Source organism: Alienimonas californiensis (assembly GCF_007743815.1).
Classification (GTDB): Bacteria; Planctomycetota; Planctomycetia; order Planctomycetales; family Planctomycetaceae; genus Alienimonas; species Alienimonas californiensis.
In genome coordinates, this window is sequence record NZ_CP036265.1 from 5,318,218 (window position 1) to 5,330,165 (window position 11,948).

Annotated in this window: 8 protein-coding genes; 1 reads left to right on the forward strand and 7 read right to left on the reverse strand. The window is 70.6% G+C overall.

What is annotated here, in order from left to right:
* Positions 1 to 12: 12 nt before the first annotated feature.
* From CA12_RS21135 to CA12_RS22655, 3 genes are read right to left on the reverse strand one after another with little or no spacing between them, the layout of a single operon-like run.
* Entirely contained in the window at positions 13 to 1,434 is a 1,422-nt protein-coding gene (locus CA12_RS21135; RefSeq protein WP_165700909.1) for a sulfatase family protein, read from the reverse strand.
* Entirely contained in the window at positions 1,431 to 4,964 is a 3,534-nt protein-coding gene (locus CA12_RS21140; protein WP_145361101.1) for a PVC-type heme-binding CxxCH protein, read from the reverse strand. The genes CA12_RS21135 and CA12_RS21140 overlap by 4 nt, the downstream gene beginning before the upstream one ends.
* The gene (locus CA12_RS22655) at positions 4,961 to 5,716 is read right to left on the reverse strand and encodes an SGNH/GDSL hydrolase family protein (RefSeq protein WP_207622061.1); all 756 of its coding nucleotides are present in this window, start codon (positions 5,714 to 5,716) and stop codon (positions 4,961 to 4,963) included. The genes CA12_RS21140 and CA12_RS22655 overlap by 4 nt, the downstream gene beginning before the upstream one ends.
* Positions 5,717 to 5,795: 79 nt before the next feature.
* Here CA12_RS22655 and CA12_RS21150 point away from each other — a divergent pair, with 79 nt between their 5' ends.
* On the forward strand, positions 5,796 to 7,217 hold the full coding sequence (locus CA12_RS21150; RefSeq protein ID WP_145361102.1) for a sulfatase-like hydrolase/transferase: 1,422 nt from the start codon (positions 5,796 to 5,798) through the stop codon (positions 7,215 to 7,217).
* A 141-nt stretch (positions 7,218 to 7,358) separates the two neighbouring features.
* Here the strand turns inward: CA12_RS21150 and CA12_RS21155 are convergent, their stop codons facing one another.
* From CA12_RS21155 to CA12_RS22305, 4 genes are all read right to left on the reverse strand, one after another.
* Complete coding sequence (locus CA12_RS21155) at positions 7,359 to 9,290, reverse strand: GH3 auxin-responsive promoter family protein (RefSeq protein ID WP_165700910.1); 1,932 nt, start codon at positions 9,288 to 9,290, stop codon at positions 7,359 to 7,361.
* Positions 9,291 to 9,398: 108 nt separating this feature from the next.
* Positions 9,399 to 9,674, reverse strand: a complete 276-nt coding sequence (locus CA12_RS21160; RefSeq protein WP_165700911.1) for a DUF962 domain-containing protein — start codon at positions 9,672 to 9,674, stop codon at positions 9,399 to 9,401.
* Positions 9,675 to 9,678: 4 nt separating this feature from the next.
* Positions 9,679 to 10,935 carry a homocitrate synthase/isopropylmalate synthase family protein gene (locus tag CA12_RS21165; RefSeq protein WP_242688069.1) on the reverse strand — a complete coding sequence of 419 codons (1,257 nt, stop codon included), beginning with the start codon at positions 10,933 to 10,935 and terminating at the stop codon, positions 9,679 to 9,681.
* A gap of 63 nt (positions 10,936 to 10,998) precedes the next feature.
* Positions 10,999 to 11,802: a TrkA C-terminal domain-containing protein gene (locus tag CA12_RS22305; RefSeq protein ID WP_165700912.1), complete on the reverse strand. Its 804-nt coding sequence runs from the start codon at positions 11,800 to 11,802 to the stop codon at positions 10,999 to 11,001.
* Positions 11,803 to 11,948 lie beyond the last annotated feature (146 nt).

Consider the following 11,948-nt stretch of genomic DNA (forward strand, 5'->3'; position numbering starts at 1 on the left):
GGTCCCGCGGGCTCAAGCTCCGGGATCGCCCGATTCCAGCATCCGGCCCAACTCGGTCGACCGGTTCCGCAGCCGATCCAGTTCGTCCGCGAAGGCTGGATCGGTCGCCAGATTCTTCAATTGCAACGGGTCGGCGGAGAGGTCGTGCAGGAACTCGAAGGGGGGCGACTGCTCGTAATAGTTGGCGTAGACCCATCGCTCGCCTCGCACGCCCTGCCACTTAGGAATGCGGGGGTGGTTCATCCGGTGCTCCGCGAGAAAGTCCGTCCGCCAGTCCGCCGGCGTCTCGCCCTTCAGGATCGGCACGAGCGACCGGCCCTGATAGTGCTCCGGCACCGATTGGCCGCAGGCGTCCAGCATCGTCGCCGGCAGATCGACGTTCAGAGCGATCGCGGCGACGTCCCGGCCGGCCTCCTGCTCTGACCCCGCAATGCCCGGGGCGGCGGCGACCCCCGGCCCGGCGACGACCAGCGGCACCCGCAGGCTCTCCTCGAAGTGCGACCACTTCCCGGCCAATCCGCGGGAACCCATGTAGTAGCCGTTGTCGCCGGTGACGATCACCAGTGTTTTCTCCAGGCGCCCGGCCTGCTGCAGCGCCGCGATCGCCCGGCCGACGTTGCGGTCCGCAGCGCTCAGCAGGCGATAGTAGTCACGGGTGTTGCGCTCTCGCTGAAAGTTGGAGTGCCAGCGCCACTGCCAGCGGTCGCGGTTCATGCTCTCCTGCAGGAACGTCGGCAGGGCGTCGAACGCCTTCGGCGGGGCCGGGCCGATCGAGGGGAGTTTTTCGTCCCGGTACAACTCGGCTTCGGTCTCCGGGTAGGGGTAGTGATCGCGCAGGTCGCTGTCTTCGGCGTGGCCGGCGTTGAAGGAGAGCGACAGGCAGAACGGCTGATCCGCCGGGGTCGAGGCGACGAACCGCTCCGCGGCGTCGCCGATCAGGTCCGCGGTGTGCCGCAGCGTGCCGTCCGGCTGTCTGCGGAAGTAGGGGGAGCGGTCGATCGGCGTGTAAACGTCGAACATCTCCGCCTGGGATCCCCGCGGCACGCCCACGCCGAACTTCCCGGCGAAGCCCGTGCGGTAGCCGGCCCGCTTCAGGACGGCCGGGTAGCTGTCCCGAATCAGTTCCTCCCGCAACGGCGGCTTGCCGAAGGTGTAGCCGTGGGAGAGTTCGTAGTGCCCGCTGAAGATCGTCGCCCGGCTGGCGGCGCAGATGCTGGTCGTGACGAAGGCGTTTTCGAACCGCACCCCGCGGGCGGCGAGGGCGTCGATGTGCGGCGTCTTCAACACCGGATGTCCGGCGCAGCCGAGGTGGTCGTGCCGGTGATCGTCCGTGAGGACGAACAGCACGCTGACCGGCGGCGAGCCGGCATTGCCCCCCTGCCCCCCCGCGTCGGGGGCGGCGGCGAGTAGGGCAGTCAGCAGGAGGGCTGTCACGGGGCGTCGCCGGGGTTCGGGGAAGCGTTGGTTGAAGAGGGCCCGGCCGCCGCGGCGGGGGCGTCGTCCAGGTCGATGCGGAGGGCGTCCGCGGTGCGTTCGTCGGGATTCACCGCCAGGGTGACCCACCGGCCCTCCGCCGGGTCCAGGGTGATCGCGGCGCCCTCCACGTCCTCCTCGGCCAGGCGGCCGAGGTCGTAGCGGATCGCGGCGCCGGCGCCGGAGTACTGCCAGAGCGTCACGCCGGAGGCGTCCGCCTCCCCCGCCCCGTTCAGCACCCGCAGGGTGACCTGGCCGGTCGCGTCCTCCGGCAGGGGGAACCGCAGCAGGGCGACTTTCAGGCCGCCGAAGAAGTTCGCGGTCGGCAAATCCGCCGTCGGCAGGGCGCCGGAGACCTCGGAGAACCGGGTTTCCCACGGGTATTCGGACGGCCGCTCCGCCGCGTCGCCGAGGCCGTTGGCCCGCAGGCTCTGGCTGATCGCTCCCCAAATTTCGGGGGAGTTCACCACCTGCCAAGTCCGCACGCGGCGGCCGGGGGCGACGCGATAGTCGCCGCTCTTGCCGAGCGCCCCGAGGAACGCCACCAGATCCGCCAATTCGTCCGGCCGCAGGGAGGCGACGAGGTCCTCCGGCATCAGCGAGACCGGGGAGACCTCTGCGTCCAGCACGGACGCGGTCGGCACGACGACCAGCTTTCCGTCCGCGTCCCGCAGGGTGTAGGCCTCGTCCGTCTGGGAGACGAGCACGCCGTTGAGCACGACGCCGTCGTCCCGCAGCACGGTGAGGGTGGCGTAGCCCTCCTTGATCTTCGCCGACGGCTTGAGCAGCGATTCGAGCAGGTAATCCAGCTGGGCGCTGCCGCCGATGCTGGTCAGGTCCGGCCCGACCAGCCCGCCGGCGCCGCCGATCGCGTGGCAGTCCAGGCACTTCAGCTTCGCCTGCCGATAGACCGCTTCGCCGCGGGCCGGGTCGCCCTGGGTCCGGGCGCGTTCGACCAAGGCGGCGAACTGCTCCGGCGTGAGGTCCTTGACCGGCTCGATCCCGCCGGCAGACCGCAGCGCGGCTTCCAACCCCGCCACGCGGCCGCCGCGGCCGGTGAGGGTCCGCAGGGCGTCGGCGGCGACGGTCTCCGGCAGCGATTGGTCCTTCAAAGCGGCGGCGAGAGCCTTCGTACCGGCGTCGGTCGCGGCGAAGGCGGCGACCAGATCGGCTCCGCTCCCGCCGGCTTTCAAACGTTCGACCGCCAGCGGGGCCGCCGCGTTCGCGTCCACCTTCGCCAAGGCGACGAGGGCGCTGGCAGCGCCCGGGCCGGACGCGGCGGCGATCCGCTTCAACTCCGCCCGCCCCTCCTTGCCGAGGTTCGCCAGGGCCTCCGCGGCGGAGAACCGCACCTGTCGCGGGAGTTCGACCGTCTCGGCGACGCCGGCCAGATCGCTCACCGCCCCGGTTGCCTTCCACAGGCCCAGCAGTTCCGCGGCGGCGATGCGGACGGCGTCGTTTTCGTCCGCCAGCAGCCCCCGCACAAGGCGGCCCTCATCCTCCGGCACGATCTTGCGGCGGGCGGCGGCGGCCAGGGCGGCGAGCGTCGCCGGCTTCGGGGCCTGCGGGTCGTCCAGCAGTTTGGCGGCCCGTTCGACCGCGGCGGCGTCGCCGAAGCGGCCGATCAGGGCCAGCACCTCGCCCCGCTGGGCGTCGTTGAGCGAACCGGCGTCCCACAACGCCAGCGCCGGCGGGAGGGCGGCCGGGTCGGCGGCGGCGGCGAGGGCGAACAGCAGCCGGTCCGGCGAGCCGAAGTAGTCCGGGTCCTCCGCCACCTTCGGCAGCCATTCGCTCGCCAGTTCCCGAGCGGTGAGCCGCAGGGCGTAGGAGAGGTTCTCGTCCAGCGGGTGATCGACGGCGACGAAGGCGTCCCGGGCGGCCTCCGCCGAGCCGAGCCGGCGGAGCATGTTCACCGCCTCGAGCCGCACACGGGGGTGCGGGTCGGCGGCGAGGGCGGCGAGGCGGGCTCGCTGGTCGTCTCCCCGCTCGACCGCGAAGCCCAGGACGCGGGTCGCCGCAGCCCGGAGGCGGTCATCGTCGTCGGCGAGCGCCGCTTCCCGCAGCCCCGGCATGTCGAGCCGCAAAGCCTGTGCGAGCCACAACGCCTCCAACCGAGCCCGGCCGTCGTCCGCCGGCCGATCCCCCACCCAGGCGAGCAGGTCGGGCCAGACCGCGTCCGCCCCGCGGGCGATCAGCAGCCGGCGGGCCATGTCCCGCACCCAGCGGCGGGGGGAGGCGAGTTCGTCCAGCAGTTCAGGCGTCGACAGGTCGACCAGCCGCGGCCCTGCGGGGCCGGCGGCGTGATCCATTCCCTTCGGTGCCATCCGCCAGATGCGGCCGTGGATTTTGTCGCGGCGGGGGTCGCGGAAGTCGACCTCGCCGTGCTGGATGATCGGGTTGTACCAGTCGGCGACGTACACGGCGCCGTCCGGGCCGACGTGGGCGTCGATCGGACGGAAGGCGACGTGATCGCTGCCGAGCAGGTCCGCGGTCTGCCGGGCGACGTAGCCGCTGCCGGTCGGGGCGTCGTTTACCTCGAAGGCGTTGACCCGATGGCCGCGGAAGTCGCAGGTGACGAACCGGCCGCGCCACTGTTCGGGGATTGCCGGGTCGTCGAGGATCGCCAGCCCGCAGTGCTTCGGCTGGCCGGGGGACAGGCCGTGCAGGATGTCGTCCGTGCCCACCGCCGTCGGGAATGCGGAGCCCGGGAAGACGGGGGTGATCCCCTCGCCGTTCGCCCCGTCGGTGGCGAATTCCTGCCCCCACTGGTCAAAGCGGTGCCCCCAGGGGTTGATGAAGCCTCGCGCCCAGACTTCGAGCTTGCCCACGTCCGGCTCGTACCGCCAGATGCCGCCGCCGTCGAGCCGCTCCAAGCCCAGCGGGGTCTCAATCTGGGAGTGAATGTAGATCGACTGGTTGAAGTAGATCTCCCCCGCCGGCCCGGCCCGCAGGGTGTGCAATATGTGGTGGGTGTCCTCCGTCCCGAAGCCGTCCAGCACGACGGTCCATTCGCCGGGGACGTGGCGGTCGGCCCGGCCGTCGCCGTTTTCGTCCCGCAGATAGAGCAGTTCGGTGCTGTTGGCGACGTAGGCCCCCTGCCCGTCCGCGTCCGGCAGCACGCCGGTGGGGATCAGCAGGCCGTCGGCGAAGACGGTCGTTTCGTCGGCGGTCCCGTCGCCGTCGGTGTCATCGAGGATGACGATCTGGTCGTTCGCGACCTCCCCCGGCTCCAACTGCGGATAGACCCGGCTGGTGGCGACCCACAGGCGGCCGCGGGCGTCCCAGTTGGTTTGAATCGGTTTGGCGATGTCCGGATCGGCGGCGAACAGCGTCACCTCCCAGCCGTCGGCGGGGGCGAACGCGGCCCGCTCGGCGACGGGGTCCGGCGCCGGAATGTCCGTCAGATCCCGCTGGGCGAAGGCCGGCGAGGCGTGAAGAGCGAGGAGAGAGGAGGCGAGAAGGGCGAGCGGAACGGGGCGGGCGAACGTCATTCGGTCTCTGCTTTCACGATCTCTTGACGAAGGGCCTGAATCTCCGCGTCCTTCGCGGCGACCAGCGGCTCGAACTGTTCAATTTCCACGGCGTTGTTGCCCTGCTCGTGGGCGCGGAAGCCGCGGAGGTAGGTCTCGTTTTGCGGGCGGTGACGTTGGAAGAACAGGTCGTTCTTCTCGCGGATGAGGCTTTCGATCGGGGCGGCGGCGACCCGCTGCGACCGCAGCGGCTTCGCGACGGCTTCTTCCGTGAGGACCCGCAGCCCGCGGCGTCCGGCGATCGACCGGACCGCGGCCGCGTACGGTTCGGCGTCGGCCGGAGACACGAGGACGACCCGGTCGGTCCGCTTGATCAATTCGTCCAGCAGCGACTCCATATTCTGCTCGAAGTCGTCCACGCTCATCCCGCCGGGTAGCGACTCGGCCTGCCCGTAGGCGACGAAGATCACCGTCGGCTCGACCAGATCAACGTGCTCCAACAGGTGTTCCCGCCCCTCCTTCGCCGTCTTGAAGAAGCGACGGGCGGACTGGTCGGCCATATCGCCGGCCCAGCCGAGGTGCCGGAAGGTCACGTCGGCCGGACCGTTCATCGTCCGTTCCGCTTCGAACCGACCGCTGCGGCGTTCCGCCTCCCAGAGGCTCCCGCCGACGAAGGCGACGCGGTCGCCGGGCTTGAGCAGCGGTTCGGGGACCGCATCGTCCGCGAAACCGCAGGCGAGCGCCGTGCAGGCCAGGGCAAGCGTGATGGGCACAGGGGATTCCCTCTCGGGTGGCGGGGGTCGCGGCGGGGCGGCATCCTACGGATGAACCGCCCCCGATGGGAACGAGCCCGTGCCGCTTCGCTTCGTCGCCTGCGTCCTCCTGACGTGCGCCGCCCTGCCCGCCCTCCCCCGACACGCCGCCGCGGCGGACAGACCGAACGTCCTGTTCCTGCTGACGGACGATCAGCGGGCGGACACGATCGCGGCGCTCGGCAACCCGCACATCGTCACGCCGAACCTCGACGCGCTGGCCAACCGTGGGTTCAGCTTCTCGGAGTGCTACTGCCTGGGGGGGAACAGCGGGGCGGTCTGCTTTCCCAGCCGGAACATGCTCCTCTCCGGCCGCACCTACTTTCGGCACGAAGTGAAGCAGGGCGGCCGCACCTCCGCCGACCCGGCCAAGCCGAACTTCGCCGCGGCCCTGGGCGCCGCCGGATACGAGACCTACCACCACGGCAAGAAGGGCAACACGGCCACCCTCCTTCACACGCGGTTCGAGCATTCGAAGTACCTGTCGAACGACCACGAAGTCCGCATGAGCGGCCAGCCGGGCGAAGAGATCGTCGACGCGGCGTTGGAGTTCTTTGAAGAACGCGACGACGACCGCCCCTGGGCGATGTATCTCGCGTTCTCCACCCCGCACGATCCGCGGGTCGCGGCGGAGGAGTATCGGTCGCAATACGACCCGGCGGACCTGCCGGTCCCGCCGAACTTCCTCCCCCTGCACCCCTATCAAATTGGGTCCGACGTGGTGCGGGACGAAGTGCTCGGCCCCTTCCCCCGCACGCTGCCGGATACGCGGGCCCAGATTCACGACTACTACGCCGCGATCACCGGACTCGATCACCACATCGGCCGGTTGCTGGCGGATTTAGAGGCCCGTGGCGAATTGGAGAACACGCTGATCGCGTTCAGCTCCGATCACGGCCTGAGCCTCGGCAGCCACGGGCGGTTCGGGAAGCAGTCGCTCTATCGCGAGAGCATGCGGGCCCCGCTGATTCTCGCCGGCCCGGGCGTCCCGCACGGCAGCAGCGCGACGCCGGTCTATCTGCACGACATCTACCCCACGATCTGCGACCTGCTGGAGATTGACCCCGCCGGCGGTTCGACCGTACCGGCGGAGTTGCACGGCCGCTCGTTTAAATGGGCGCTGGGACAGGGCAAGGGCGGGCGGCCGGCGCTGTTCGGTTCCTATCTGGACGTGCAGCGCAGCGTGTACGACGGCCGGTGGAAGCTGATCCGGTTCCCGCAGATCGGCGTCACGCGGTTGTTCGATCTGGAAACCGACCCGCACGAGATCCTCGACCTGGCGTCCGACCCGGCCCAGGCGGAGCGGATTGAGGAGCTTTTTGCCCTACTCAAAGAGCTTCAAAAAGAGGTCGGCGACGATCTGGACCTCGACGCCCCCGCGACGATCGACGACCCGACGTTCACCCCGCCGAATGCCGCCCGGTTGGAGGAACTCCGCCGGCCGTGGAAGGGCCGCAGCTGAGGAGTTCATTTCATACCAGCCCGACACGCAAGCGTCGGCCCTGTATTGTCTCGAGCGTCTGAGCGGGGCGGTAAAGTCGGCTCCGCCGACGGCCGATGCTTGCGCATCGGGCTGGTATGAGACGCGACAACTGCCGTTCGATCAGCCCGCGATGCTGCGGCGGGCCGGGGGGTCGATGTCGTCGGCGAAGGCCAGATCGCCGATCAGCACCGGCCGTTTATATTGCTCCGCGACGCCGCCGGTGAGGGCGAGGCGGCGGGCGTCCCACGCCTCCCAGGCCCCCGCCGGCAGCGGCCGCACGGCCAGCGCCCCCAGCCGGCCGCTGGCCCGCTTGGCGTCGTATTCGCAGTTCAACGAACGTAGGCGACGGTCAATCTCCGCGGCGACCGCGGGCGGCGGGGCCTCGCCGGCCGCGGCGAACAACTCGTAGCGGGGCGACCCGGCGTGAAACACCGGCGCCAGCGCGTAGGCGTTCAGCCGGCGGCCCAGCGATTCCAAGGCGCCGCTGACGGCGGCGGCGGCCTGATATTCGGTCAGTTTCTCCCCCGTCACGCTGCTGAAGTTCCGGCCCTTGGAGAGGAAGCTCAGCGACGGCGTGCCCGGCCCGGCGGACCGCTTCAGTTCGCGGGCGGAGCCGGTCGGCGGGGCGTAGCCTTCGCAACGGACCACGTCGCGGATGTCGTACCGCCACAGCCCGCCGGGGGTGGTCATCAGTACGTAATAATTCCGCCCCGGCGTGAGTTCGTCCGCGAGGAGGACCGGCGGGTCCGGCTGGTCGATGCGTTCCTCGGGGACGAACTCGAAGAAGGCTCCGCGGACGTCCAGCAGCCCGGCGGGGGTGCCGTCCTGCATGGGGATCGTGGTGCGGCCCTCGCTGGCGATCAGACCGATGTCCCGGATGCGCGCGTCGCCGTAGAACTCGCGCAGCAGCGGGAGGTAGTGCCCCAGCGTGCCGCCCGTCCAGCAGCCGATGATGTTGAGATTCGCCCAGACGTCCGCCGGCCGCAGTCCGCCGGCGTTGCGGGCGATCGCCCGCAGGGCCTGGGCCCGGGCCGGGTCGGCGGGGAGATGCCTGCGGGCGGCCCTGCGGACGGACCCCGGCAGGTCCACGCCGGCCAGCGCGCCGCCGGGGGCGAAGAGGTCCTCCGGCAGCCCGCCGCGGGCGGTGTGGTCGATCAGCAGTTCCGCGTGCGCCGCCCCCCAGCGGGCGAAGTTGAGGTGCGACGCCGGATTCGGGGTGACGAAACTGCTGACGTCGCAGTGCACCCCGAATCGCCACTGGAGGTAGTACTTCGCCTCGGTCAGTCGGGCCGCGGCGCCGGCCGGGGAGGCCTCGCGCCGCAGAAAGCCCGCCTCCGGCGGGGCAACGTAGGTGCGTTTCATCGTGCCCGGCTGCAACTGGGCGAGCAGACCGGAGATGCTCCCGCAGGGCGTGCCGCCGGGGCTGTGCTCCTCGGCCGGATCGCCCGCCAGCGCCAGCTTGCCCCGCAGCAGAGCCGGCGGGTCCGGCAGGAAGGTGGACAGCCCCCAGACGAACCACCCGCGGCGGTGGTTCTGCACTGCCCGCCGCGGCACCGGCAGGAACTTGCGGGCGTCGGTCGTGCCGCTGGTCAGGGCGAACATGGCGATCCGCTCCCCCGGGCGGAACAGCGCCCGCGCCCGGCCGGCGAGCGTCGCCTCGATGTAGGGACGGTGATCCGCGTAGTTCATCACCGGCACGCGGCTCCGCAGTTCGCGGACGAGCAATTTGCGATCCCGCTCGCGGATCGACGCGAGGTCGCGGTCCCTGCCGAAGTCGCTGCGGCGTGCCCGGCGGATCAGGCTGCCGAGCAGTTCGAGTTGCGTGCCCCGCACGTCGCGGCCGGCGGCGTGCAGATCCGCGGTGACGCTCGCAGACCGCTTGAAGAGCACCCGCTCGACGATCCGCTGCCCCAGCGTGAACCGCTCCCCCACGACGTGCCGCCGGGGCCGGAGCGGCGGGGCCGACGCAGGGGGCGTCTCGTCGCGCACCGTGTTCGCCTCGTTCGTCGGGACGAACGGGCGCAGCGCGGGCGGGGGCGGTTCGACGGGCACTCCGGGAGATGTCGGTCGAGGCGGATTGTGGTCGCCACCGGCAACGCGCTGGCCGGGTCTGCCCAGTCTACGCCGCTCGATCGTCCCAGACCGCCCATCCTGTGCCGCTTAACGATCTGGGGGAGACTCTGCGTATTCTCGGTAGGGCTTTCCCAACCAGCGTTTCACCAGCACGGTTTCGCCGGCGTCGTTCCCCTCGATCGCGTGCCCGAGGAACTGCAGCGCGTAGCCGCCGACGAACGCCGCCAGGGCCCACCACGGCCGCTCCTCGACCAGCAACCAGACCGGCAGCGCGAACGTCACCGGCAGTCCGATCGCGTGCAGCAGCACGTTCGCCGGGTGCCGGTGGCGGGCACCGTAGTTCGTCAGGAAGTTGCGGATCACGTCGTTAATTCTCTCCCGCCGCATTCTGGCCGACGGCCCAGCGGCGGAGGCGGTCGTCGGTGATCGGGGTTCGCTTCGGCAGCGACTTGAGGCCCTCCACCACGCGGGCGGTCGCGGCGTCGTCGTCCGGCAGGTTCAGTTCCTTCAACCGCACCCGTACGGCGCCCCGTCCGCTGTGCCGGCCCAGCACCAGATGCACCGGCGGGCCGCCGACCAGCTCCGGGCGGTACGGCAGGTAGGTGTCCGGGTGCTTGAGGAAGCCGTCCTGATGGATGCCGGCCTCCGTGGCCCAGACGTTCGCCCCGTAGACCGGCTTCATCGGGGAGACCGGCACCCCGGTCAGTTCGCTGACCAACTGGCCCAGCGGGGCCAGCTTCGAGAGGTCCAGCTTATGGGTGCGGCCGTACTGCTGCTTGTTCAATTCGAGGGCGACGGCGACCTCCTCCAAGCTGGCGTTCCCGGCCCGTTCGCCGATCCCGCCGACGGTGCACTGCACCACGGCCGCCCCGGCCTGCACCGCCGCGAGGGTGTTCGCCACCGCCAGACCGAGGTCGTTGTGAAAGTGCCCGGCGATCAGGCAGCGGTCGATCCCGGGGACCTGCTCCTTCAGCAATCGCACCCAGCCGGCGGCGGTTTCGGGAGTGCAGACGCCGACGGTGTCCGGCAGTCCGCAGGTGCTCGCCCCGCACTCGACCGCGGTGGAGTAGCACTGCACAAGGAAGTCCGGCTCCGTGCGGGTGGCGTCCTCGGCGGCGAAGGAGACGACGGCGAAGCGGTCCGCGGCGTGCGTGACCGTCTCGGCGATGAGGTCGAGCACCTCGGCCTTCGACTTCCGGAGCTTGTGCTCCCGGTGCAGCGGGCTGGTCCCGCAGAACAGGCTCACCCCCTTGCGAATCCGCGGCTGCTTTTTGAGAGCCCCCGCGGCGAGGTCGATATCGCTTTTGAGCGTCCGGCAGAGGGCGGTCAGCACCACGCCGGGCACCTCGTTGCACATCAACTCGATCCCGGCGACGTCCGCCGGCCCGGCGGCGGGGAAGCCGGCGTCGAGGCTGTGCACCCCCGCCTCGCCCAACGCCCGGGCGATGCGGAGTTTCTCCTCCGGTTCGAGCGTCGCCCCCGGCATCTGCTCGCCGTCGCGGAGGGTCGTGTCCGAAAACAGCACCACGCCGGCGCGGTTATGATGTCCGATCACGAGTTTTTTCACCTGCGACTCAAGGAGCCGCCGGGGCGAGAGGGACGACAGCAGGGACCGGCGACGCACGCCGTCAGCTTACGACCGACGGGCGGGCGTCGTCACGCCCGCTTTCCTCCGCGAGCCGAACGATCACGCGGCGACGCGTTCCTCCGCGTCCTCCTTCGCCTCGACGCGGCCCTGGGCGGCGACGGCGGCGGCGTGCTCCTCGTCGCCGGCCCGGCCGGCGGGGCGGGAGTCCAGTTCTTCGACCCGGTTGCCGTTCGCGTACACCAGCAGCGTGTCGTAAGGCCGAATCAGCGTCTCCCCGTGCGGCGCTCCGACGTACGCTCCGCCCTTCCGCTGCACGCCCAACACCAAGACGCCCTCCTGCGGCAGGGCCAGTTGAATGAGCGTCTTGTTCGCCAGCCAGTCCTCCGGTTCGACTCGCAATTCGCTGATGACGTAACCCTGCGCGAGGTGCAACAGGGCGACGTAATCCTGCACGTTGAGGGAGGTATATTTCCGCAGCGCCCGGGAAATAATCCGGTTGAGCCGGCGTTCCACCCATTCGCTGTTCGCCAGCCAGATCAGCGTCAGCGTCCCGGCGATAAACAGCCCCACGGCCTTCCAGATCGCCCACGGATCGTAGTTCTCGTCGCCGGGCCGGGCGGCGTCGTTGATTGAGGCGACCGACAGCATCACCGTGCCGGCGACCGTCGCCACGCCCAGGTTCCCCAGCAACATCAGGATCATCGCGATCCGCCGGCGGACCGGGTGATTCATGACGCTTTCCGCCTCATGGGTGGCGTACCCCACGCCGGTGAAAGTGCTGCGAGCCTGAAAGCGAGCGCTTTCCCGGCTCATCCCGGTCGCCATGAACGCGACCGTGGCGACCCGGGTCACCACCAGCGAGATCGCCAGCGTCGCCAGCAGGGACAGGAACGCGGCGGCCACGCGGGGAGACTCGGAACGGGGGCGACAGAGGTCGGGGCGGCTCAAACCCCGGACGGAGCGCGGGGTTATGCGCCTCGAACTGCTCGCCGGCAAGGCGCGAACCGGGCTTTGCCTCCGATCCCCGCAGATCGGGCCGCGACCGCGGG

Coding starts and splice junctions, on each gene's coding strand:
- CA12_RS21140 (WP_145361101.1), bottom strand. CDS start 4,964: ATGACGTTCGCCCGCCCCGTTCCGCTCGCCCTTCTCGCCTCCTCTCTC.